Below are 25,325 nucleotides of genomic sequence, written 5' to 3' on the forward strand. Positions count from 1 at the left end.
TGGGTATCATGTTTATTCATTAATAAATGTTATAGATTTGGAGGGCGAACCATGCCAAGAAAAGAACGGTTATTTATTTTAGGGTTGCCTCAAATCATTCAATTACAGGGGCATAATAAGTGTGATCTTTTTATCGATGATGAGGATTATGACTACTTTCTACAATGTATAGACAAGGCAATTTCGCGCTATGGTGGTGATTTACATAGTTATTGTTTATTGGCTGATAAAGCGTTGTTACTTATAACGCCCAATGAAAAAGAAAATATTGGCGCTATTATTCAGCACGTAGGTAGACGTTATGTGCCTTATTTTAATAAGAAATATCAACGTAGTGGCAGTCTGTGGGAAGGACGTTATAAAAGCTGTCTAGTTGAGCCTGAAAATTATCTATTGCCAAGTATGCATTATATTGAGTCAGGTGGAACGTTGCTTGATGTTGCAGCAGCAAACTATCGTTGGAGTAGTTATGGTCATAATGCAGGGTTTGTGTCACTGCCTCGTATAACCCCTCATGCTGAATATAGCTTATTAGGTAAAACCAGCTTACAGTGCGGTGAGGCCTATCGGCGTTTTAGTCATAAACCCATTGGCCGTTATATTTTACAGCGAATCACTGAGTGTATTCACCAAAACACGATTTTAGGTATGGCTAAGTTTTGTCAACAACTTGAAAGCCAACTTCAAGGAAATGTTCGCCCAAGAAAACGCGGTCGTCCACGCAAGAACTATAATATATCAGAGCAGCAGTTGAATTTTATTGAAACCAAAATACGATTACTGTGCCAACAATATAGTTATACTGAAATTAAACTTCCTATCATTCAAGATGTTGCCCATACACCCGAGTTTTTAAGTTTTTCAATGAGCCCTCAGCGCTTAACGTCCTCTAATGATCAAACCATTTTAAGCAGTGATGGTTCATTGAGTTGCTTACAGTTTGTTAATCAGCACCCAACACTGTTACAAGGTAGCCGTATCTGGTATCAAGGGCCTATTTTTCGCCACGCAGTAGATCAAGAGGATCGGCTTGAACAACATTACCAAGTCGGTATTGAGGCGTTTGGGTGGAGTAATGATGCCATTGTGGCGGAGCAATTACAGTTACAATACGAACTCTTTAAACTACTCGGGCTTGAGAAAGAAGTTGAACTGCGAATCAACTACATTGGCAGTCTGAGTGAGTTTTCCTGTTTTCGAAATGCGCTAACCGCTTACTTTCAACCCTTTAGTATTTTATTAGACAGTCAACGCCAAGCATGGTTATCCACGACTCCTGAAAAACTGTTAGTTGATTATCCAATAGAGCTTAAGCCAGTTATTACCCAAGCACCTAAGTTGAATCAGTTTTTGGCAGAGACAGCTGTCGAACGATTTCAACAGCTGCAACAACTGCTAAATGATATGGGGTTACCTTATATTGTTACACCAAATCTCTACCCCGCTTCACATTATTCTGACCTGTTGTTTGAGTGGCATGGCGAGCGTATTGCACCCCATAGTTTATTGTGCCGTGGTGGTCGTTATGATGAATTTATGAGTCAAACGATGCAGCTATCGAGTAATGCCTGTGGCTTTGCTTTTATGCTTGATAATCTGATCAAGCTATTGGTGGCTGAAGGATATCGCCCAGGTGAATACAATGATTATAAAATTATTGTTATTGCTGACGCTGATATAGATAGCGCATTAGGGTTTGAGGTGTGTCGACAACTAAGGCATTCCTTTTCAGGTATCGCGGTCGTTTTGGATTGTGCTGATCAGCTAGCCATCAAGCGTCAAACTAATGCAAATAAAAAAAGTAACAATATTATTGTTATTATTCATGATGATGAACTTATTAATCTCGAATTAATTTGTAAGCAACAGCATGAAACGGGGTTATCGCTTGATACTATTCGAGGCCGTATATCGCATCTAATTCAGTGCTAATGTGTATTTGGTGTGGCTTATGATCATCATACAAATAGTCCTCAATGTGTGATTAGAAAAACTAATGCCTAGGTGGTGTTTTTTTTCATTTCTCAACCAATGCAAAATACCTATAATGACGCCCATCGAAACGTGACCGATGCCTTAAATATTTAGAAATTAGGCGATGGTTATACATTAACAGCTTAATCTTTAAGGTAGAAAAATGTCTGGTATCATTAATAAAATCGTTGCTCTTTACACGCCTGTATTCTCTTCAATGTACAAAAGCGGTAACATGACTAAGTAACTTTTTGTTGTCAGCCACAGCATTGCTCTGACGTTAACAAGAATATTGAAAAGGCCTTGAACAAACTATTGTTCAAGGCCTTTTTCGTTATTAAGAATCCGCCACAATCCTCACATTATTCTATTAAGCGCTGCTCTGAAACTGTTTGAAAATCCACTCGTCATTATCGAGTTGCTACACAGATGGTTACATTTTATTGAAGGTATTAATGTTATTTAGCGGCTGCCATTCAGGCTCTAGCAAGATAACTAATAGCCTTATAATTCATTAAGTTGCGGTACAGTTAACCTGTTTTAGTTTATGGGTAACAAATAAATTCAACGCTCAAAACACGTTGTAAGATATTTATTTATAAGCGGTATTACCGTAAACAAAAGGGATTAACTAATGAAAAAAAGTTTATTAGCAGTGGTATTATTTTCGAGTGCATTATCATCAAATGTAATGGCACAAAGTAATATAGATAGCTTTATTGGCGGCGGTATAGGTTACCAAACAGATACCTTTAAAGGCGACGCAAAACAACACAGTGAGGATGCCAGTTATCAATTACGTGCCGGTGTGATTGTTAATGACCACCATCGTTTGAGTGCGACATATGGCTATAAAAAAGATCGTTACTCGATAGAGGACGCTAAAGCAAAACATACTCAAAACCTATTCTTAGCCTCTTATGACTATTTAATGCCTGTCACTTCTACAATTAACTTTTTTGCAGGCCCGTCAATGGGAATTTCACATGATCGTATCTCATACTCTAACGCTGGTGCACAAAGTGCGACTGATTTTGTTTGGGGTGGTCAAGTAGGTGCAAATATCCAATTGACGAATACCATTTCCAGCGATTTAACTTACCGTTATTTAGATCAAAATTATAACCAAGCCAATACACGTCTAAAAGCAACTGAACAAGTTGTATGGTCTGTCGATTATAAATTTTAGCTCTAAAGTAAAATAATTTTTTGCGTTCGAAATTCTATCCGTGGGTTTCGAGCGTTTTTTTGGTTTAGGGTAACAATGGTGACAGTGGCTATTTTAAGGTAGAATCCGCGCCTCAAACGATATTTTAGGACAGTCCGTGCCTCCTAAATTGTCCCTCATCCGCTTCTTTATTGCTAAAAAAGCCTAAGTAGGATGAAGTATATTGCAATACCCGTAAGTGGTATTTGCCATAACCACTTAATATTTAAGGAATATTGTAGTATGTATCCTACCGCTCGCTTTTCCGTCGCGCCAATGCTTGATTGGACTGACCGTCATTGCCGTTACTTTCATCGTTTAATGAGTAAAGAAGCATTGTTGTACACTGAAATGGTAACAACAGGCGCGATCATCCATGGTAAAGGTGATTTCTTAGCGTATAACGAAGAAGAGCATCCATTAGCGTTACAACTCGGTGGCTCAAACCCAGTCGATCTTGCGCAGTGTGCAAAGTTAGCAGCTGAGCGTGGTTATGATGAGATTAACTTAAACGTTGGTTGCCCCTCTGATCGTGTTCAAAATGGTATGTTTGGCGCTTGCTTGATGGGTGAAGCGGATCTTGTGGCACAATGTGTAGCAGCGATGCGTGAAGTGGTTGATATTCCTGTTACTGTAAAAACTCGTATTGGTATTGATGATCAAGATTCTTATGAGTTTTTAACCCACTTCATTCAAACGGTATCAGAGAAAGGCGGTTGTGATAACTTTACTATTCATGCCCGTAAAGCTTGGCTAAAAGGCTTAAGTCCAAAAGAAAATCGTGAAATTCCAGAACTGGATTACCCACGTGTTTATCAATTAAAGCAAGATTTTCCACAGCTGACGATGGCAATCAATGGTGGCATTAAAACCTTTGAAGAAATGGAGCAGCATCTCCAGCATCTTGATGGTGTGATGGTTGGTCGTGAAGCATACCAAAGCCCATACTTAATGGCTGAGGTTGATCAGCGCTTATTTGGTAGCGACCGTCCTGTAATGAAACGTCGCGAAGTGGTTGAGGCGATGTACCCTTATATCGAGCGCCAACTCGCGAATGGCTCATACTTAGGTCATATTACTCGTCATATGTTAGGTTTATTCCAAAGTATGCCTGGTGCTCGTCAATGGCGTCGTTATATCAGTGAAAATGCCCATAAGCCAGGAGCTGGTATTGAAGTGGTGCAACAAGCACTAGCAAAAATTCCTGCTGAATTAGATGTGTAGCGCTATTTTAACGGTATAGATTAATGTGGTGAATTTTACGAGTGTAAGGTGAAATTGACCAATAAATAGTAAACGCCAATATTTGATATATTGGCGTTTTTTTATGTCTATGAAAAATAAATAAAATAATTAATTTAGAGTTGGCGTGAATTGTGCAGTATTGTAGGTAATAATCAATTCAGCACTGTGGCTTTATGTGAATGACGCAGTAAAACAAAAGGATAATCTATGTTTGAGTTTCTGTTTTTAGTCGCTTTTACCTTGGTATTGGTGTTTACCGGTGTCAGTTTGATTGGATTATTGATTGCTGTCGCTGCGGGATTTGCCGTGATGGCGGTTGTTGGAATGTTAGGCTTAGTATTTAAACTGCTACCATGGATCATTGTTATTGCGTTGGGGATTTGGTTTTTTCGTGAGCGTAATACTGATAAACAGCAAGTGTCACGTCATCGTCGCTATTAACTGCGATTGATTGCAGAGTTTTTATACGGCTTCTGATATAATTTTGTGCGATTAATTACATAAAATGTTAAAGAGCGGAGACTCGGCATGAAAAAAGTGGTGCTTTCAATTGCAGCTGCAATGACGCTAGCGGCAGCCCTTCCAGCCCAAGCTGATACCTTATTAGGTGTTAAAGTGGGTGCGGATGCATGGTTTACAAATGCAAAAGTAAATGGTCATAAAAGTGATGATACCTCAACATCTTATTACGCATCTTTAGAGCACTTTATCCCTTTAGTGCCTAACGTGATGGTACGTTATAACGATATTGATACTGGTAATGTGAATTTTGAGCAAAGTGATTTCACCGCTTACTATGAAATTCTTGATAACGATTTAGTCGCGCTTGATTTAGGTGTAACAATGACTAAGTTTGCTGGTGTTAAAATTCAGCATCAGAACAGTTTTAGTGATTGGCAGCCAACAGTTTACGCTGCTGCCGAGTTAGGTATTCCAGCAACACCACTTGCAGTCTTTGCCCAAGCGAATGCTGGTAAGTATGACGGCACGCGTTTGTTTGATGGTCAAGCGGGCGTGAAATACAGCTTAGGTTTGATTGCAGCTGATCTTAATTTGCGTGCGGGTTACCGTATGATGGATTATGACTTTAAGAAATCTGATTCAAGTGATGTCGAGCTAAACGGATGGTTTGCTGGTGTAGAAGTTGATTTTTAATTAACTGTTAACCAATATTCTGTGATCCAGTTATAAAACCACGATTATTTCGTGGTTTTTTTATTGGCGCTAATTGGGTTTATGTACCACTTTTAAAGGTAAGTAAACTGATTAGTAATATCGGTTTTAGGGGGAGTAAGTGATGACATTAACTGAATTGAAACACCTATATGCTCGCCAAGATCTTGTTGAGGCATTGGTCGAACCATCGATTAATAGCGGTTATATTGTTGAATTTCGTCACCGTCGTGGTGGTTTGGTACCGTTAACGGATATCACGGGTAGTGAGCAATGCTATGGTGATATTGATAGTGCGACACAGCAGGCTTTTGATGTTGGTTTTCAGCAGGTTAGAATAGCTGACGAATATTAAATATTACTTACTTGCCCTGATTTAAAAACCAAATAGTGATATCACTGTTTGGTTTTTTTGTGCGATTAACCTTACAAATGGTTATAAAACATTCTTATCTATTCTTTCTTGTTATTAGCTTAAATAGCTACTCTAACATAACGCAATGAATAGGGATCGTCGTGCTATGTCAATCAATCAACTATCAGCTTTAGCTAGCCCACTCAATGATCAACAAATAGATCAACTCAAGTTAGCGGCTGCAGAATCATCACCCCAACAGCTGGCTTGGATCAGTGGTTATTTTTGGGGCTTGAGTCAATCTCAATCGCCAGCAGCAACTGCTGCCCCTTCGTCAAATGTACTTGCCGCAGCCAAGCCTGCAGGCCAATTAACCATTATTTATGCATCACAAACAGGCAATGCCAAAGGGGTTGCTGAAGCGTTACAACAACAAGCTCAGGCACAAGATATTGCAGCTAAGCTGGTTTCTGCTGGTGATTTTAAAGGTAAAAATCTGGCTAAAGAAACCCATGTCATCATTGTTGCCTCAACACATGGAGAAGGTGAGGCCCCTGATGATGCAATTGAGTTACATGAGTTTTTACAATCAAAGAAAGCCCCTAAGCTACCAGACTTACATTATGCCGTTATTGGTTTAGGGGATTCGAGTTATGAGTTTTTCTGTCAAACGGCAAAAGATTTTGATCAATACTTAGCAAAATTAGGTGCTCAGCCAATGCTAGAGCGATTAGATTGTGATGTTGATTATGATGCAGCAGCGGCTAAATGGCAGTTGCAGGTATTGGAAAAAACCCAACAAACGTTATCAACCGGTGCAGCCGAAGTGGTGCAACTACCTGTAGGCCAGCATCAAGCTGCGACTACGATTTATAATAAACACCACCCATTTAGTGCCAGTTTATCGGTTAGCCAGAAAATCACCGGCCGTGGCTCAGATAAAGATGTGCGTCATATTGAAATTGATTTAGAAGAGTCAGGATTAACTTACCAACCCGGTGATGCACTCGGGGTGTGGTTTGAAAATGACCCCCAATTGGCAGATACCATTTTAGCTAAACTTGGCTTAGAAGCAGATACTTTAGTCAATGTTGATGGCAGCACTTTAAGCCTGCGTGATGCACTCATTACTCAATATGAAATTACCGCATCAAATCCACAATTTGTAACTAAATATGCAGAACTTTCAGGTAGTAAAAAGTTACAAAAGCTGGTAGATGATCGTGAAAAGTTGCGCGAGTATGCTGCCAAAAATCAAATTATTGATGTACTCGCTGAGAAGAAGACATCCTTAACCGCAGCGCAATTACTCGGTTTATTACGTCGCTTAACGCCACGTTTATATTCTATTGCCTCAAGCCAACAAGAAGTAGGTGAAGAAGTGCACTTAACCGTTGGTGTGGTTGAATTTGAACAAGCGAATGAGCAACGCCAAGGTGGTGCATCAAGCTTTTTAGCCCAGCGCTTAGAGCAAGGTGATGCAGTGAAAGTGTTTGTTGAAGCCAACAATAACTTTAAATTGCCTGTCGATGATAATACGCCAGTGATCATGATTGGTCCGGGAACCGGTATTGCACCGTTCCGTGCCTTTGTTCAAGAGCGTGAAAACCGTGAAGCAAGTGGTAAGAATTGGTTATTTTTTGGAGATAGAACCTTTACTGAAGATTTTCTCTATCAAGTTGAGTGGCAAAAATATTTAAAATCTGGAGTTGTGACTCAGATGGATGTCGCTTTTAGTCGCGATCAAGCCGAGAAGGTGTATGTTCAGCAACGCATTTTAGAGCAATCAGCACAGGTATGGCAGTGGTTACAACAAGGCGCACATGTTTATGTCTGTGGTGATGCAACTCATATGGCAAAAGATGTTCATCAAGCCTTGTTAACTGTGATTGAGCAGCAAGGGAATAAAACGCGCGAGCAGGCTGAGCAGTATCTTAACGAGCTGCGTAAGGATAAGCGCTATCAAAGGGATGTGTACTAATGACAGAGCAAAAATTATCAGATAACGAACGTCTAAAGCGCGAGAGTAATTTTCTTCGTGGCACCATTGAACAAGATCTTGGGGATCGCATCACCGGTGGCTTTACCGCTGATAACTTTCAGTTAATTCGCTTTCATGGCATGTATCAGCAAGATGATCGTGATATTCGTGCTGAGCGTGCCAAGCAAAAATTAGAGCCACTCCAAAATGTAATGTTGCGTGCGCGTATGCCGGGAGGAGTGATCACACCTAAGCAATGGCTTGCGATTGATAAATTTGCCGATGAGCACACTTCTTATGGCAGTATCCGTTTAACAACTCGTCAAACGTTTCAGTTTCATGGGGTACTAAAACCTAATATTAAGCTGATGCACCAAACGCTAAATAAAATTGGTATTGATTCGATTGCAACAGCAGGAGATGTTAACCGTAACGTGCTGTGTACCACCAATCCCGTAGAATCTGAACTTCATCAACAAGCGTATGAGTGGGCGAAAAAAATCAGTGAGCACCTATTACCTAAAACCCGTGCTTATGCGGAAATTTGGTTAGATGGAGAAAAACGAGAAACAACTGATGAAGAACCAATTTTAGGCAGTAATTATTTGCCGCGTAAGTTTAAAACCACTGTGGTTATTCCGCCGCAAAATGATGTTGATGTTCATGCGAATGATCTTAACTTTATTGCGATTGCAGACAATGGCCAGTTAGTTGGTTTTAATGTTTTAGTTGGTGGTGGGTTGGCAATGACTCACGGTGATCACTCGACCTATCCTCGTCGTGCTGATGATTTTGGTTTTATTCCATTAGAGAAAACATTAGATATTGCAGCAGCGGTAGTCACCACTCAACGTGATTGGGGAAATCGTTCCAACCGTAAAAATGCCAAGACTAAATACACCTTAGATCGCGTCGGTAGTGATGTATTTAAAGCCGAAGTTGAAAAGCGTGCTGGGATTAAGTTTGAGGATAGTCGACCTTATGAGTTTACCGAACGTGGTGATCGTATTGGTTGGGTTGAAGGTATCGACGGTAAGCATCACCTAGCGCTGTTTATTGAAAATGGACGTTTATTGGATTATCCAAATAAGCCACTAAAAACAGGTGTGGCTGAAATTGCTAAGATTCATCACGGTGATTTTCGCATGACGGCTAACCAAAACTTAATTGTTGCGGGTGTATTAGCAAAAGATAAAGCCAAGATCGAGCAGATAGCCCGAGATCATGGTTTGATGGATGACAGTGTCAGTGAACAACGTAAAAACTCAATGGCTTGTGTTTCGTTGCCAACTTGTCCACTGGCGATGGCGGAAGCTGAACGTTTTCTGCCTGAATTCGTGACTGACGTTGAAGGAATTTTAGCAAAACACGGCTTGAATGAAGATGAAAATATTATTCTGCGTGTCACAGGGTGTCCAAATGGTTGTGGCCGCGCGATGTTGGCTGAAATCGGCCTCGTAGGTAAAGCCCCAGGACGCTATAACCTTCATTTAGGCGGTAACCGTAACGGTACTCGTGTACCAAAAATGTATCGCGAGAATATTACCGTAGCTCAAATTATGGATGAAATGGACAGTTTAGTTGGGCGCTGGGCAACGGAGCGTCAACAGAATGAAGGCTTTGGTGATTTCACCATTCGTGCTGGTATTATTGATGAAGTTAAAATATCGATGAGGGATTTCTATGCCTAAATGTCAACTGGCTGAGTTGCTTGAACTGCCAAAAGTGAGTCAAATTATTCAGTTGGCTGAGATTAATGCCATGCTGGAGACACTGACAGCGCAACAACGAGTGCAATGGGCATTAGAGAACCTTGAGGGTGAGTTTGCGTTAGCTTCTAGTTTTGGAATCCAATCGGCAGTGATGCTACATCTGGTCACGCAAGCGAAAGCGAATATTGCAGTGGTGCTAACCGATACTGGGTATTTATTTCCTGAAACCTATCAGTTTATTGATAGTTTAACCAAGCAGTTAAACCTCAATCTTCATGTCTATAGTGCTAAACAAAGTGCCGCATGGCAAGAAGCACGTTATGGTCAATTGTGGCTACAAGGTGTAGATGGGATCAAACAATATAACCAGCTTAATAAAGTCGAGCCGATGCGACGAGCATTAAATGAACTCAATGTGAGCACCTGGTTTTCTGGTTTGCGCCGTGAGCAAGCCGATTCTCGAGCGACATTGCCAGTGTTAGCGATTCAAAATGGGCGGTTTAAATTTTTGCCAGTGATAGATTGGAGTAATGAAGATATTGATGCTTACTTGCAACAACACGGATTACCTTATCATCCATTAAAACAGCAAGACTATTTATCGGTCGGGGATACCCATACCACCGTTAAATGGCAACCGGGTATGACCGAGCAAGAAACGCGCTTTTTTGGTCTTAAGCGTGAATGTGGATTACATGAAGATAATGATACCGAATCGCATGGTTCTGGCATTTGATACTCCGATAAATATCGACGTTTAATAAAAAAACAAGGCAGCGTTTAGACGCTGCCTTGTCGGTTATTGCTGTTGAGTCTGCTTATTTTGCAGCAGGTGCTGCTGGTGCCCAAACTTTATCTAATGCACCTAAAAGGGCATTACTTGCACCTTGTTGGCCTAAGAATTGAGTGATAACGGGAATGAATTTATTGATCATGCTTGGATCCATTCCGAGCAATGAGAATACTTTATCAATATTAGCTTGGTTACTTAGCAATTGACCTAATCCCATTGGTAGTGAGTCTGTTAGCTTTTCAGCACCAGGGATTAATTTTGAAAGTTCATTGCCTTGTGGGCCTGAAAGTTGGCTTGCTGCTAAGCCTAATAAAGCACCTGCGCCACCTGCAGCTTGTTCAGGTTTGACACCAAGCTCAGAAATAAGATTTTTTGTCAGTGGGTTATCTGCGATCTGTTGGGTAATTTGATCACTGTTTTCTCCCCCTAAAGCACTCGTGACATCAGATAGGCTGAATGCATGGCTCATTGCACTTGATGATAATAATGCAATTGCAGTGAGAGTCGTTACGATACGACGTTTTTTCATTGAGAGACTCCTTAGTAAAGATAAATACCGAAGTCTTTAAAATTAGAAATTGACTTGGGTATGTCAATCCTAGTGAAGATTTATCAAATTGTAATGCTTTTTTATTGGTTAACAGTTTATTGCAATTATAAAAAACGGCGCTTTAAGCGCCGTTTAGTTATATGTTCAGCTTACGATATTAAAGAATATCTAGTAGCTCAACTTCAAATACTAGTGCCGCATACGGAGGGATTGCAGCACCTGCGCCGCGCTCACCGTAAGCAAGGTTTTGTGGAATAGATAGTTTCCACTTAGAACCTACAGGCATCATTTGAAGAGCTTCAACCCAACCAGCGATCACGCCAGTTACAGGGAATTCTGCAGGTTGGCCACGAGATACAGAGCTGTCAAAAACAGTGCCATCTGTTAGCATACCGTGGTAATGCACACGAACTTGCTTGTCAGAAGTTGGAATTTCACCGTTACCTTCAACTAGAACTTCGTATTGAAGACCTGAATCAGTAACTGTAACTTCTGGACGCTGTGCATTTTCAGCTAAGAATGCTTCACCGTCAGCAGCAGCTAGTTTAGCTTGCTCTTGACGTGCAGCGTCTGCTGCTGTGTGAAGTTCACGTAGTGCATTGTTGATTTCGTCAACTTCGATTTCTGGCATCTCGCCAGCAAGAGAAGCTGCAATACCTTTAGCAATTGCTGCTACGTTTAGGCCTTCAAGACCACTTTGTGCTAGTTGTTGGCCCATTTGTAGACCAATACCGTAGCTTGCTTTAGTCTCAACTGTATCTAGTTTAACGTCAGACATTATTGTCATCTCTTAATGTAGAATGAATTAAAGTAAGCAGGATAACAGTTTCGCCCCCATCGGGTAAATGTTTGTAACTAATATTCGCTAATTGCGTGACATATGAAGCTTCGGAGTGCTGTATATGGGAAAGGTAAATCGCCGTTCAAATAAAAAAAACGGCCGCCGTCAACCGCCAGTAACATTTAATATTGGCGTGATGAAGGCAAAGTGTGGTGAGCGTATAGCTGGCATTGGTCAGGTATGGCAGCGTTTTCCACGTTTTCATCGCTGGGCGTTGATCATTTTAATTCCGATATTTATTGGCGTGTTAATGTTACCGTCAGAACAGGAATTAGAAGGAGGGGCGGGTAATGTACCGATGCGACGTGATATCTCACTAAACCTAGGCAATAGTGATGTTGCAAGCCAAGTTAGCTCCGGTCCAAATATTCAGGCAGAAAATAATCCTGATGGCAGTGGTAAGCAAAGAGTGGTTAAACGTACCGATGTAGTATTAGATAGCGCTGACATTAAAGAAGATGCAGGAATGAAAGCTACGGGGGGAATGGAAGATCGCGGCCCGGCACCTGAGCGTAAACCTATGGCATCAAAAATTTACCCAATTAATGGCGGTAAAGTCTATACCATTGATCCTACAACCCATAAACCTGTCGTAGTATCAAAAGCGGCTCCACCTAAAGCCCAGCCGACATCAGTGGCAGCGAGTCAACCTGCGGGTATTGCTGGTAAGTGGTACAGTTTAAAAGTGCCGGCTGGAGAAACACTAGCGAATATTTTCCGTGATAAGAATTTACCGTTAGGTGATCTTTATGCAATAGCGAATATTGAAGGTGCGGGTAAGCCAATTAGCCGTATTCAAGCCGGACAAACATTACGTTACCGTCAAAATAGCCAAGGTAAAATTGACGGCTTACAAATTCAAGGCAATGGTATTTCTGCGTCATATGCAAGAAATGCGAGTGGACGTTTCTATCGTCAATAAATTCGATTGTAATTGGATCTAAACCAACCAGCCGCCAATGAATCTGTCTTACTTATTAAGTCAGCTTGGCGGCTGATTTGTTTTTAATCGCTATCATGGATAAAGGTATTGTTACGATAACGACGTTTTGGCCATGGCGCCATTGGCACTATAATCAGTAAAATACCTAATCCAGTGAGCCAATCAGGTGTTTCGTTAAACCATAAATAACCAAAAACTGTCACGAATATCAGCCCTGAATATTCAGCAAGGCCAATTTTATAGGTTTCACTTTGACGGTATGCCGCAACACAACTTCCTTGATAGCCTAATGTGAATATCGCGCTTGCCGTAATTAATAGCCATTGCTCGGTCTGTAACGGTTGCCAATATTGATACGCTAATAGACTCGATACTGGTAATGATAAAATACCTGTCCAAAACAGAGTACTGATAATCGGCTGCTGTGGTGGCAGTTTTCGCACTAAAACATTATACAGCGCTAAGGTAGACGCCGTACCTAAAGCAGCAAATGCCGCCCAATGAAATTGCTCTGGCCGTAACACGATCACTATGCCTATAAAGCCGATTGCAGTTGCCAGTACTTTTTGTTTATTTGGGCGTTCACCTAAAATGATCATTGAGAGTGGCAGCATTAATAACGGCGCTGCATAAAACAGGGCATTGGCGGTTGCTAATGGTAAATAGGTTATGGCAATCAGTAACATGCCGCTACCCGCTAATACCAGATGCGCACGAATAGCATTAATTTTCCAATGGCCAATATCACGTTGGGCAGAGGGTAATCGTAACCATAACGGCGCAATCAGCATCACACTTAATAATTGGCGAATAAACATATATTGAAATGCTGATACGCTGCCATTTAATAGTTTTACTGCCACATCAGATAATGATGACGATAAATTGCCGCAAATTAAAATCGCAATGCCTATTGAAACGGCAGACCACCGCATTACACCAGCTCTTGCAATAATTGCATATCAACGTGAGGGATACCGTCTTCAAGGTACATCTCAGAGGTCTGAGTAAAGCCGTGTGATTGATAGAAATCAACTAAGTATTGTTGAGCGCCAATTTCAATTAATTGCTGCGGCCAAATTGCTTCTGCATGTGCTAACCCTTGACGCAGTAATTGATGACCTAACCCTGATTTACGTTGGTTTGGTGTCACTACCACTCGACCAATGCTGACATTGTCATAGGTTACCCCTGGTGCTAAGAGACGTAAGTACGCGACTAACTCATTATTGGCATAACCGAGTAAGTGATAAACATTGTCGGCACGATCATGATCATCAAGATCGGGGTACACACAGTTTTGTTCAACACAAAATATGTCGGAGCGCAGTTTTAAAAGGTCATAAAGCTGGTGGGTGGTCAGCTGTTCAAAGGGTAAACATTGCCAAGTTGTCATGATTGAAGTCCTTGTTAAGTATGCTTTGAGTGTATCGATATTTATTCGTCATGAAATTAACAATGGTTAACTTTTCTCAATAATATCGTCACTTGCAATCCGTTTTTTAATACGACTGAGGCTAATAGAAGTAATCCCTAAGTAAGACGCTAATTGGTAATCGGTAATACGGCCGACTAACGCTGGAAAATGGTCGCAAAATAATTGTAATCGCTGTTCTGGCGTGTGCATTAACATAAAGCGTTCTTTGTGTTCTTTATGCAGTAATTGGCGTTCTAATAATGCTTGATAAAGTGGATGTTGTTGCTGACGCCATTGTTGAAATAAGCTGATTGGCAACATGATTAATTGACTGGCAGATAATGTTTCTAATAAAAATGCCGAAGGTGCGTTAGTGATTAAACTTTCAAAGCCAATAATTACATCTTGATCCCAGTAGAACTCTTTACTGAATTGTTTTCCTTGATCCGTAAGGTAGCACGCATGACAAAGACCATTTAACAGAAAGTAGCAATGGGTTGGCGTTTGTCCTTGGTGTAATAGAATATGTCGAGTGGGTAGTTCTAGTTGTTCTGCAACGGCAACCACATCGTTAATGGTTGCTGCATCAGCGCCAAGTTGGGTTAAAAAAGTGGTTAATTCAACGTGGTTTTTAGATGGCATAGGTTATCTAACGTTTAAAGAGGCAGTAGCAGTAGTGTATCAAAAAAAATACCGCAACCAAGGTTGCGGTATATCGATGTTACTTAAGGCACAGATTATTTTTTAGACTGAAGATCCAATTGGTAAATCGCAAACCCACCCGGAGTGGTGCTTACTTGTTGCATTGGATATTGGCCTTTATCTTTAATAAACGTTGCCGCTTTATCGCTGTTTGCTGTTTCAAATTGAATGTTTAACTGCTTATCACTTGTTAGCGGCGTGAAGTGCCAGTTGTTATCAGCACTTGGTACCACTTGACCTTTTTGTTTGCTAACGCGACTGATGTAATCTGACAATACAGTGCGGTTCTCATCCGGTGACGCAAAGGCAATAAATGCTTCGCCTGTGCCAGCAAACTTGCCGCTGTAAGCGCGGTAGTTGTTGGTTGCAATTAAGAACGTTTGCTTTAGATCAATCGGCTTACCATTAAAGCTTAAATCTTTAATTCGGTTCGCGGTTGGATTAATTAGCTTACATTCGCCATCGTATTTAGCTGGTTGTGAAATATCAATGTTGTATTTGACGCCATCAATGACATCAAAATTGTAAGTACGGAAACCATCCCAGTTAATTAAACCTTGTGGTTTATCACTATTAACATCAATTTGGTTAAATTGTGCTGCTGAACATTCAAGCCACTCTTTAACTTCTTTACCCGTCACTTTCATTGCAACCAGTGTATTTGGGTATAAGTATAAGTCAGCGGCATTACGGAATGTCAGTTGTCCTGCTTCTACTTCAGTGTAGTTACCAGCATCATTACCACGACCACCGGCTTTAAATGGTGCCGCTGCTGATAATACAGGTAGACCATCAAGATCGGGGTCGCCTTGAATAAAGCGTTCAACATAGTCTTTCTGCGCAAGGTTGACGATTTGTACTGTTGGATCATCTTGAACCAATGCTAAATAGCTGTACATTACATCGCTAGCTTTACCAATTGGCTGATTCACAAAATCACGAGTAGCGTTATGGTCGATTTTTACCGCTGCAACTAATTTAGGATCGGCTGTTACTAATGGTTGTTGGTTAGCTTTATCAAAGATCGGACGCGCTTCAGTTTGAACTGAGGTTACTTTCCAACTATTACCGTCTTTGTCTAATACTAAATCCATAATACCGACGTGATCGCCCCAGCGGCCCGGCATTACTGCTGGAATACCATTGATAGTGCCTTTTTCAATATCAGCACCAGGTAGGCTGGCAAAGTCTTTACTAGGGAATACTGCATGTGAGTGACCAAAAGCGATCGCATCAATTCCTTCAACCTGAGTCAGGAAGTAGACTGAGTTTTCTGCACCCACTTTATATGGATCAGCTGATACGCCTGAATGTGGAATGGCGATAATAATATCGGCACCTTCCGCTTTCATTTGTGGAATAAACTTTTCAGCGGTTTGTTTAATATCTTTGGCTTCTACTTTGCCTTCAAGATTGTTTTTATCCCACACCATAATTTGCGGTGGTACAAAACCGATATAACCAATTTTTAGTTTTTGGTTGTTGCCATCGTTATCTTTAAAGGTGTAATCCTTAATAAGGTAAGGTGTGAATAAGTTTTTACCTGTTTTTAGATCATACACATTGGCATTGATGTAAGGGAAGTTAGCGCCTTCAATGCTGGTATCAAGGAAATCTAAACCATAGTTAAATTCGTGATTACCAATATTACCAACAGCATAGCCAAGCTGGTTCATGACTTTATAAACAGGATGGACTTCGCCTTTTTTAATACCTTTTGCTGCCATGTAATCACCCATAGGGCTACCTTGCAACAAATCACCGTTATCCACTAACACACTGTTTGTTACTTCTGCGCGTGCTTTCTCAACCAAAGTCGCAGTACGTACTAACCCCGTCTTATCGGTTGGCTTATCCTTGTAGTAATCATAATCCATCACATTAGTATGAATATCTGTTGTTTCAAGAATACGTAATTTAATCGTTTCTGCATTTGCAGGACCTGCAAGCAACAGTAGTCCGCCCAATACCGCGATAGATAAAGGTTTAACAGCTAGTGTCATGTGAATCTCCAAAAGGGTAGGCAAGAAAAGCGCGCCTAAAATAGCAAATCTTATGCGAATACTATCGCCATCAATCACGTAATTGTGCTTTAACTCTCATTTTTTATATGCATAGCTATTATTAAGCCGCCAACAAATAGCAATTACACACTTAAAAGCACAACGGGTTAATTAAATTAAGAAAGAAAAAGCATAACTTAGGTTCGAAGTGATATTTGAATATGCTTCATTAGGCTTGCTATTAGCTATTTATATTTAGTTTGTATTTATTCATGGTTGATCATTCTATTCGGTGCTCAAAAATTAAGGACCGATGTTCCAACCAAACTTTTGGGTATAAAAAATGAAACTTTAGAATTTCAAGTAATATCGCAGCCTCTCTATAGTGGTAACAGAGCAACAATGGAGAGTGAACAATGGATTATTTGCCAATATTTGCAGACTTAAAACGTCGACCATGTGTGGTTGTCGGTGGTGGCAATAGCGCATGGCGCAAGACAAGGATGTTGTTAAAAGCGGGAGCTGATGTCGGTGTGATAGCGTCAAAGCTTAATGCTGACTTTGAAGCGGCTATTGCTGCAGGTCAAGTACGTTATATTAGCGAAGCATTTTCACCGAGCGATCTCGATGGTGTTTTTTTGGCTATTGCAGCAACGCCACATAAAGAACTTAATGCGTTGGTGTATCAATCAGCTAATCAACGTCAAGTGTTAGTCAATGTAGTGGATGATACGCAGCGTTGTAGTTTTATTGTGCCCTCTATTGTCGATCGTTCACCTATCATTGTTGCCATTTCATCATCAGGTAAAGCCCCAGTTTTAGCACGGTTATTACGTCAAAAATTAGAAGCAATACTACCTCAGCATTTAGGCAAGATGGCAACGCTGGCTGGTGGTTTTCGAGGCTACCTTGCAGCCAAGCTTCCTTCATTTTCGAGTCGTCGCGCCTTCTGGGAGCAAGCATTTAATGGTCGCTTTGCTGATTTGGTTGCCGTCGGTCGCGATACCGAAGCGCAGCAAGCATTACAACAACAATTACATCAGCATACGTCGCCTGTCGGTCAAGTTGCTTTAATTGGTGCCGGGCCTGGTGATGCAGGATTATTAACCTTACGTGGGTTGCAATTAATGCAGCAAGCAGATGTGGTGCTGTATGACTACCTTGTCTCTGATGAAGTGATGGCATTAGTACGCCGTGATGCAGAGCTCGTCTGTGTCGGAAAAAAAGCTGGTTTTCACAGTGTGCCGCAACAGCAAACTAACCGATTAATTGTTGAATATGCACAACAAGGTAAGCGAGTAGTAAGGCTGAAAGGTGGTGACCCATTTGTGTTTGGACGTGGCGCTGAAGAATTAGAAGTGCTAGCAGAAGCTGGTATTGATTTTCAAGTCGTACCGGGTATTACCGCAGCTGCTGGCGCAACCGCTTATGCTGGCATTCCATTAACCCACCGCGATTACGCGCAAACAGCGATGTTTATAACCGGTCATTTAAAGCCCGATGGTAAGCAGCTCGATTGGTCAACTTTAGCGCGTGGTAATCAAACTTTGGTGATTTACATGGGGTTAATGAAATCAAGTCATATTCAGCAGCAGTTATTACAACATGGCCGTGCTCCTGAAACGCCCATCGCCATTATTGAGCGCGGTACACAAACCACCCAAAAAGTATTAACCGGACAATTAGATCAACTTGCCGATTTAGCACAGCATGCTGCTTCGCCATCGTTAATTGTGGTCGGTGAAGTCGTCAAGTTGTCACATAAATTAGCTTGGTTCACAACAAAGGAACAGTTATCACCGCAACCTGAAGCGGTAGTGAAGCTGGCATAGCATGGAGAGAGAGATGGACCCGAAACGTTTAACCCACCTCAAGCAACTCGAAGCAGAAAGTATTCATATTTTGCGTGAAGTCGCCGCTGAGTTTGATAACCCTGTAATGATGTATTCGATTGGTAAAGATTCATCAGTGATGTTGCATTTAGCCCGTAAGGCTTTTTATCCCGGAAAAATTCCATTTCCGCTATTGCATGTTGATACCACTTGGAAGTTTCGTGAAATGATTGAGTTTCGTGATCGTGCTGCCAAGAAATACGGTTTTGATTTATTAGTCCATCAAAATCCAGAGGGGATCGCGATGGGAGTGGGACCATTTACCCATGGTTCGTCAAAGCATACCGATATCATGAAAACTCAAGGCCTAAAACAAGCACTCGATAAATATGGTTTTGATGCCGCATTTGGTGGTGCTCGCCGTGATGAAGAAAAGTCGCGAGCTAAAGAGCGTGTGTATTCTTTCCGTGATAAAAACCACAGTTGGGATCCTAAAAATCAACGCCCTGAATTATGGAAAACCTATAACGGTCAGATTAATAAAGGCGAGAGTATTCGCGTGTTCCCGTTATCCAATTGGACTGAGCTCGATATTTGGCAATATATCTTCCTTGAGCAAATTGAAATTGTGCCACTGTACCTATCCCAAGTACGGCCAGTTGTAGAGCGTGATGGCATGCTAATTATGGTAGATGATGAACGTTTAGAGCTACAACCAGGCGAAACCATTGAGCAAAAAAGTGTCCGGTTTAGAACCTTAGGATGTTACCCATTAACAGGAGCGGTGGAATCAACTGCTGATACTTTACCGGGGATCATCGAAGAAATGCTGGTGGCCACTTCAAGTGAGCGTCAAGGACGTGCCATCGATCATGATCAATCGGGCTCAATGGAATTGAAAAAGCGCCAGGGTTATTTCTAAGGAGAGAATAATGAACAGTGTCATAGAACAACAGGTGGCAGAGCTGGGTATCGAAGCTTACCTTGATCAACACCATAATAAATCGCTGCTACGGTTTTTAACCTGTGGCTCCGTTGATGACGGCAAAAGTACCCTCATTGGTCGCTTATTACATGACTCGCATCAGATTTATGAAGATCAACTTGCGGCTATTCATACTGACAGTCAAAAAGTCGGTACTACAGGCGATAAACCGGACTTAGCCTTATTAGTCGATGGCTTACAAGCAGAGCGTGAGCAAGGGATCACCATTGATGTTGCTTACCGTTATTTCTCAACCAAAGCACGTAAGTTCATTATTGCCGATACTCCAGGGCATGAGCAATACACCCGCAATATGGCAACAGGCGCATCGACGTGTGATGTTGCGGTTATTTTGATTGATGCACGTAAAGGCGTGTTAGATCAAACGCGTCGTCATTCTTACATTGCCAGTCTATTAGGTATTCGCCAGTTTATTGTGGCGGTAAATAAAATGGATTTAGTTGATTTCGACCAAGCGCGTTTTGAAGAAATTCAGCAGCAATACCTTCAATTCTCAAAAAAGCTTAATCCTAAGATCAATATTCAAGTGTTGCCACTATCGGCATTAGAAGGCGATAACGTTGTTAGTCAAAGTGCCAAGATGGCGTGGTATCAAGATAAGCCGTTATTGACCCTATTAGAACAGGTAGATTTATTATCTGGTGATGACTCGTCAGCATTACGTTTTCCTATTCAATATGTAAATCGTCCTAATCTTGATTTTCGAGGGTTTGCTGGCACATTAGCTGCCGGTGAAATTCATGTAGGACAGCGTGTAACTGCATTACCTTCAGGAAAAACATCCACAGTTGAGCGCATTGTTACTTTTGATGGTGATTTGGAGACCGCAGCTCAAGGGCAAGCAATTACCGTTACCTTAGCGGATGAAATTGATATCAGCCGTGGTGATACTTTGATTGCAGCCGAAGACGAAGTGCCATTAAGTAATAATGTACTGGCTGATATCGTGTGGATGGGGGAGAGCGCACTCGCGACTGGGCGTCAGTATGATATTAAAGTCGCAGGTAAAAAAACCTTAGGTAGCGTAAGTGCAATACGTCATCAAGTTGATATTAATAGTCTTGATACTTTTGCGACCGAGACGCTACCGCTTAACGGTATTGGTTTGTGTGAAGTGAATCTTCATGATGCGATAGCTGTCGATAGCTATCAGACCTGCAAAGACACGGGCGGATTTATCATTATCGATCGTTTAACCAATGTCACTGTTGGCGCCGGTTTAGTTCGTGAAGCACTCGCTGATCAGCAAAGCAGTCGTTATTCAGCGTTTGAAGTTGAATTTAACGCGCTCGTTCGTAAGCATTTCCCACATTGGGATGCCAAAGATATTGGTCAATTACTGGAGTAACGTGAATGAGCTGGGAACAAGCTACTGTGCTGGCAATGCTAGTAGTGATTATTCTCTGCTTGCTCACCACGAAGATTAAACCCGCGTATTTATTTGCTGGCAGTGCGTTTATTGGTTTTCAATCAAATTTAATTGAATTACCAGCCATTGCCGCAAATTTTACCAATCCGTCGTTATTAACTTTAGTGTTATTGATTTTAGTATCGATAGCACTTGAAAAAACGCGCTTGATAAGTTGGGTAGGGCGGCAAATTTCACAAGGTGGACATAGTTCAGTTGTCGCAAAGCTTGGAATATCAACCGCGTTATTATCTTCATTTACTAATAACACTGCGGTGGTGGTGTCGTTAATCGGCGCGATAAAACGTAATCAGCGTCATGCACCTTCTAAATTATTACTGCCTTTATCTTATGCTGCTATTTTAGGGGGAACACTGACCCTCATTGGAACATCAACCAACCTTATTATTAATAGTTTTGTTGAAGATGTTGGTTTACCTAGTCTGGGATTTTTTGCACCGTCCATGATTGGCTTAGCAGTATTAGTGATCGGTTTAATGATTTTAATACCCTTGAGTTATTTATTACCTGATAACGACGATCATAGCGAAGAGCAATTACCTTATTTTTTAGAAGCGCGCGTTAAAAGTGATTCTCCATTGATTGGAAAAACGGTCGCAGAAAATGGATTGAGAGCATTACGACGGTTATTTTTAGCAGAATTGATTCGTGATGGTAAAACCATTGCACCAGTTTGTCCTAACACACACTTACAAGCAGGTGATCGGTTATTGTTTTGTGGTGATATTGAAAGTGTTACCACCTTACAAGAAATCGACGGTTTGCATCTCTTTGGACAACATCACTTGAATGGCCAATCGATGATGGAGGTCGTGGTTAGCCATTCTGCTGCTATTTGTGGTCGTACTTTAAAAAATGCCCAATTTCGAGAAAACTTTGATGCCGTTGTGGTTGCAATTCGTCGTGGTCATGAACGATTAGCAGGGGGCTTGGGAAATATTGAGTTACGCGCAGGTGATACGTTAGTTATTGTGCCGGGAAAAATGTTTAATCAAAAGCGGGCTATGCTTGAACGTGAATTTGTATTGGTTAATGGTCTTGATTCAAGTACACGTTTAGATAAACGTCGTAGCGCTACCGTATTAGTTGGATTTTTAAGTGTTATCGTATTGGCATTAATTGATTGGTTACCCTTAATAAAAGGATTGGCTATTTATTTGGTGTTACTCGTTGGATTGGGGCTGATTTCTTTTACAGAACTTCGACGCCGATTTCCGATTGATATTGTGGTGATTGTTGGATCTGCATTAACACTGGCGCAATTAATGATCACCAGTGGCTTATCACACCATATGGGGCAAGCTTTGATCGCCGCATTTAATGGCTGGGGTGTTTACGGCGGGTTAATTGCGGTTTATTTACTAACATTAGTTCTGACAGAATTGATCACCAATAATGCAGCGGCTGCCTTAGCTTTTCCTATTAGTTATAGCTTAGCGCTTGGGTATGGCGTCGATCCAATGCCGTTTATTATGGCAGTACTTTTTGGCGCGAGTGCGAGTTTTATATCTCCTTATGGTTATCAAACTAATTTGTTGGTGTATAGCGTTGGTAATTATCAAATTAGAGATTATCTAAAACTGGGATTACCGCTCTCGATTGTGTATTCCACTGTTGTGTTGATCTTGATCCCATTAGTCTTTCCTTTTAACTAAATTAACAATGGAATATGTTATGAATACAACACCGAAGTCTCATGATGATAACAATAATATTGTTTGGCATAGTTATAGTGTGACCAAACAACAACGAGGGCAGCAAAAGCAGCAGCAGCCTTGTGTATTATGGTTTACAGGATTGAGCGGTGCCGGAAAATCGACAATTGCTGGCGCGCTAGAGCATAGATTACTGGCGTTGGGTTACCATACTTATTTATTAGATGGTGATAATGTTCGGCACGGATTGTGTAAAGATCTTGGTTTTTCAGCTCAAGATCGACGTGAAAATATTCGCCGTATCGGTGAGGTTGCCACATTAATGGCAGATTCAGGATTGATCGTACTGAGTGCGTTTATATCTCCTCATCGTGAAGAAAGACAAATAGTACGAGATTTACTGCCACAGGGGGAGTTTATCGAAGTGTTTGTGGATACGCCTTTAGCTGAATGTGAAAAACGCGATCCTAAAGGACTGTATAAAAAAGCACGAGCAGGTGAAATAAAGCAATTTACAGGGATTGATGCAGAGTACCAATCGCCTTTACAGCCTGAAATTCACTTAGCTGCTGATAGTCATAATATTAATGAATTGGTTGAGCAATGTATTAATGCTTTACGTCGTCGAAGTATCATTGCTTGACCATCGGTAATAGGAGTACCGTAAGTGACCACATTACTTGATGCTATATATGCCATTGCATTGGATGCAGGTAAATCGATAATGACGCATTATCACAGTAATATAGCCATTGAAAATAAACACGATAATAGCCCTGTCACCATTGCTGATCTTGCTGCAAATGAAATTATTATTAGTCAATTACAGCAATTGACTCCCGACATTCCTATCATATCAGAAGAATCACCACAGACTGATTGGCACCAGCGCCAACATTGGTCATCTTTTTGGCTGGTGGACCCACTTGATGGTACCAAAGAGTTTATCAATAAGAATGGTGAGTTCACTGTTAACATTGCGCTGATTGAGAATGGAAAACCTATTTTAGCCGTTGTTTATGCTCCGGCATTAAATAAAGCCTGGTTGGGTAATGGAAAAACAGCTTGGGTTGTCACGAAAGCAGGCAAAGAGGTTATTCGTCTTTTACCTTCTACTATACCGACAGTTGTTGGTAGTCGTTCACATCCATCGGTTGAGTTAGAGGCTTATCTTCAACAACTCGGAGAGCATAAATTAGTGGCGGTAGGCTCATCATTAAAGTTTTGTTTAGTCGCTGAAGGACGAGCTCAATATTATCCGCGTTTAGGACCAACAATGATGTGGGATACTGCGGCTGGTCAATGTATTGCTGAAAGTGCCGGTGCGACAGTGAACGATCTCGATGGTTTTCCACTTCGTTATGATCGTGAAACGTTATTGAATCCTGCTTTTGTTGTTTCATAAACATCATAAATGAACCAAAAGTCATGGGGTGGTTAAATAGTTAGCACTATTTTTAAATAACGACTATCAACAAAGATTCTTTCTGTATGAAAATTGACTCTTTTGTGGCTTTTGGTTGGTATTACTAGCATTCGCACCAAAAAACCAAATAAACAATTGTCATCATTCTCGTTCTATCTATAATGCACCCCAACGACACGGAATACCTGTGGTTAGTAACTTGATTACAACCTGTGTATAACTTGTCGGTAAGCGGTTTATAAAAAATCACAAGCTTTAATTAAGGGTTTACCTTTAGTATTAGATGTGAAAATCGCAGTCTTGATTTGAATTTTATTCAAATAGTAAGGAATATTAAATATATCTTACGCAAGGCAGGTCATTAAAGGGTTTTGAAAAGTAAATTTTAAAAAAAACTTGTTGACTTTAAATTGGCGCGGAGTAATATACGCAGCCTCAGCCAATACGACGTATTGCGCTAATGTTCTTTAATAATTTGACCATGCAATCTGTGTGGGCACTCGTTGAATAGTTAAGTCGAAAGATTTATCAATGAACTGAGTGACCTAGAGCTAGAAATAGTTCGATTGCTTTTTTGTTTTACTTTTTTATAAAAAGTAAGAATAAGAAAGCGGCACAGTCAATTCATTATCGTTCTGTTGGAACGATAATAGCTTTAAAATTACTAAGGTAGTTTTGAAGTCAGTATTCATTGAGCCGTTTCGAAAGAAACAACAAAACTTTAATTGAAGAGTTTGATCATGGCTCAGATTGAACGCTGGCGGCAGGCCTAACACATGCAAGTCGAGCGGTAACAGATTGATAGCTTGCTATCAATGCTGACGAGCGGCGGACGGGTGAGTAATGCCTGGGAATATACCCTGATGTGGGGGATAACTATTGGAAACGATAGCTAATACCGCATAATCTCTTCGGAGCAAAGAGGGGGACCTTCGGGCCTCTCGCGTCAGGATTAGCCCAGGTGGGATTAGCTAGTTGGTGGGGTAATGGCTCACCAAGGCGACGATCCCTAGCTGGTCTGAGAGGATGATCAGCCACACTGGAACTGAGACACGGTCCAGACTCCTACGGGAGGCAGCAG

The 25,325-nt window shown here is 41.1% G+C and carries 22 protein-coding genes and 1 rRNA gene; 17 read left to right on the forward strand and 6 right to left on the reverse strand.

Annotated features, from left to right (window positions below):
- The first annotated feature begins 51 nt into the window (after positions 1-51).
- The 9 genes from G6R09_RS16570 to G6R09_RS16610 all read left to right on the forward strand — a co-directional run bounded on the left by G6R09_RS16570 (position 52) and on the right by G6R09_RS16610 (position 10,383).
- Entirely contained in the window at positions 52-1,932 is a 1,881-nt protein-coding gene (locus tag G6R09_RS16570) for an ATP phosphoribosyltransferase regulatory subunit (protein WP_163923592.1), read from the forward strand.
- A gap of 676 nt (positions 1,933-2,608) precedes the next feature.
- On the forward strand, positions 2,609-3,163 hold the full coding sequence (locus G6R09_RS16575; RefSeq protein ID WP_065167961.1) for an outer membrane beta-barrel protein: 555 nt from the start codon (positions 2,609-2,611) through the stop codon (positions 3,161-3,163).
- Positions 3,164-3,424: 261 nt separating this feature from the next.
- A complete protein-coding gene (gene dusA / locus G6R09_RS16580; RefSeq protein ID WP_065167960.1) occupies positions 3,425-4,405 on the forward strand; it encodes a tRNA dihydrouridine(20/20a) synthase DusA in 981 nt (326 codons plus the stop codon).
- A gap of 228 nt (positions 4,406-4,633) precedes the next feature.
- Entirely contained in the window at positions 4,634-4,867 is a 234-nt protein-coding gene (gene pspG, locus G6R09_RS16585) for an envelope stress response protein PspG (protein ID WP_065167959.1), read from the forward strand.
- Positions 4,868-4,954: 87 nt separating this feature from the next.
- The gene (locus G6R09_RS16590) at positions 4,955-5,581 is read left to right on the forward strand and encodes a TIGR04219 family outer membrane beta-barrel protein (RefSeq protein ID WP_065167958.1); all 627 of its coding nucleotides are present in this window, start codon (positions 4,955-4,957) and stop codon (positions 5,579-5,581) included.
- Between the two features lie 142 nt (positions 5,582-5,723).
- The gene (locus tag G6R09_RS16595) at positions 5,724-5,954 is read left to right on the forward strand and encodes a thymidylate kinase (protein WP_065167957.1); all 231 of its coding nucleotides are present in this window, start codon (positions 5,724-5,726) and stop codon (positions 5,952-5,954) included.
- A gap of 166 nt (positions 5,955-6,120) precedes the next feature.
- Complete coding sequence (locus G6R09_RS16600; protein WP_163923595.1) at positions 6,121-7,935, forward strand: assimilatory sulfite reductase (NADPH) flavoprotein subunit; 1,815 nt, start codon at positions 6,121-6,123, stop codon at positions 7,933-7,935.
- Entirely contained in the window at positions 7,935-9,626 is a 1,692-nt protein-coding gene (gene cysI, locus G6R09_RS16605; protein ID WP_065167955.1) for an assimilatory sulfite reductase (NADPH) hemoprotein subunit, read from the forward strand. The genes G6R09_RS16600 and cysI overlap by 1 nt, the downstream gene beginning before the upstream one ends.
- Positions 9,619-10,383, forward strand: a complete 765-nt coding sequence (locus G6R09_RS16610; protein WP_065167954.1) for a phosphoadenylyl-sulfate reductase — start codon at positions 9,619-9,621, stop codon at positions 10,381-10,383. Before cysI ends, G6R09_RS16610 begins: the two co-directional genes overlap by 8 nt.
- Before the next feature lie 82 nt (positions 10,384-10,465).
- Here the strand turns inward: G6R09_RS16610 and G6R09_RS16615 are convergent, their stop codons facing one another.
- Positions 10,466-10,969: a DUF2780 domain-containing protein gene (locus G6R09_RS16615; protein ID WP_163923598.1), complete on the reverse strand. Its 504-nt coding sequence runs from the start codon at positions 10,967-10,969 to the stop codon at positions 10,466-10,468.
- 178 nt (positions 10,970-11,147) lie between these two features.
- Complete coding sequence (locus G6R09_RS16620; RefSeq protein ID WP_060998717.1) at positions 11,148-11,768, reverse strand: FKBP-type peptidyl-prolyl cis-trans isomerase; 621 nt, start codon at positions 11,766-11,768, stop codon at positions 11,148-11,150.
- 124 nt (positions 11,769-11,892) lie between these two features.
- Between G6R09_RS16620 and G6R09_RS16625 the strand changes: the two genes are divergently transcribed.
- A complete protein-coding gene (locus G6R09_RS16625) occupies positions 11,893-12,753 on the forward strand; it encodes a LysM-like peptidoglycan-binding domain-containing protein (RefSeq protein ID WP_082955723.1) in 861 nt (286 codons plus the stop codon).
- An 83-nt stretch (positions 12,754-12,836) separates the two neighbouring features.
- Here G6R09_RS16625 and G6R09_RS16630 read toward each other — a convergent pair whose 3' ends face one another.
- The 4 genes from G6R09_RS16630 to G6R09_RS16645 all read right to left on the reverse strand — a co-directional run bounded on the left by G6R09_RS16630 (position 12,837) and on the right by G6R09_RS16645 (position 16,896).
- Entirely contained in the window at positions 12,837-13,709 is an 873-nt protein-coding gene (locus G6R09_RS16630; RefSeq protein ID WP_065167952.1) for a DMT family transporter, read from the reverse strand.
- Complete coding sequence (locus G6R09_RS16635) at positions 13,709-14,170, reverse strand: GNAT family N-acetyltransferase (RefSeq protein ID WP_065167951.1); 462 nt, start codon at positions 14,168-14,170, stop codon at positions 13,709-13,711. Before G6R09_RS16635 ends, G6R09_RS16630 begins: the two co-directional genes overlap by 1 nt.
- A 66-nt stretch (positions 14,171-14,236) precedes the next feature.
- On the reverse strand, positions 14,237-14,833 hold the full coding sequence (locus G6R09_RS16640) for a Crp/Fnr family transcriptional regulator (RefSeq protein WP_163923601.1): 597 nt from the start codon (positions 14,831-14,833) through the stop codon (positions 14,237-14,239).
- A gap of 95 nt (positions 14,834-14,928) precedes the next feature.
- On the reverse strand, positions 14,929-16,896 hold the full coding sequence (locus G6R09_RS16645; protein WP_163923603.1) for a bifunctional 2',3'-cyclic-nucleotide 2'-phosphodiesterase/3'-nucleotidase: 1,968 nt from the start codon (positions 16,894-16,896) through the stop codon (positions 14,929-14,931).
- Positions 16,897-17,312: 416 nt separating this feature from the next.
- Here G6R09_RS16645 and cysG point away from each other — a divergent pair, with 416 nt between their 5' ends.
- The 7 genes from cysG to G6R09_RS16680 form a co-directional block, all read left to right on the forward strand.
- Complete coding sequence (cysG, locus tag G6R09_RS16650) at positions 17,313-18,728, forward strand: siroheme synthase CysG (RefSeq protein WP_065167949.1); 1,416 nt, start codon at positions 17,313-17,315, stop codon at positions 18,726-18,728.
- Between the two features lie 13 nt (positions 18,729-18,741).
- Positions 18,742-19,650, forward strand: coding sequence for a sulfate adenylyltransferase subunit CysD (gene cysD, locus G6R09_RS16655; protein WP_065167948.1), 909 nt, complete (start codon positions 18,742-18,744; stop codon positions 19,648-19,650).
- 10 nt (positions 19,651-19,660) lie between these two features.
- Positions 19,661-21,082, forward strand: a complete 1,422-nt coding sequence (gene cysN / locus G6R09_RS16660) for a sulfate adenylyltransferase subunit CysN (RefSeq protein ID WP_163923606.1) — start codon at positions 19,661-19,663, stop codon at positions 21,080-21,082.
- Between the two features lie 5 nt (positions 21,083-21,087).
- The gene (locus G6R09_RS16665; RefSeq protein ID WP_065167946.1) at positions 21,088-22,818 is read left to right on the forward strand and encodes an SLC13 family permease; all 1,731 of its coding nucleotides are present in this window, start codon (positions 21,088-21,090) and stop codon (positions 22,816-22,818) included.
- 19 nt (positions 22,819-22,837) lie between these two features.
- On the forward strand, positions 22,838-23,461 hold the full coding sequence (gene cysC, locus G6R09_RS16670; RefSeq protein ID WP_065167945.1) for an adenylyl-sulfate kinase: 624 nt from the start codon (positions 22,838-22,840) through the stop codon (positions 23,459-23,461).
- A gap of 24 nt (positions 23,462-23,485) precedes the next feature.
- On the forward strand, positions 23,486-24,223 hold the full coding sequence (cysQ, locus tag G6R09_RS16675) for a 3'(2'),5'-bisphosphate nucleotidase CysQ (protein WP_065167944.1): 738 nt from the start codon (positions 23,486-23,488) through the stop codon (positions 24,221-24,223).
- Positions 24,224-24,966: 743 nt separating this feature from the next.
- Positions 24,967-25,325 (forward strand): 16S ribosomal RNA (locus tag G6R09_RS16680); the annotation flags it as partial.

The sequence above is a fragment of the Photobacterium sp. Alg240-V54 genome (assembly GCF_900537155.1).
GTDB lineage: Bacteria > Pseudomonadota > Gammaproteobacteria > Enterobacterales > Vibrionaceae > Photobacterium.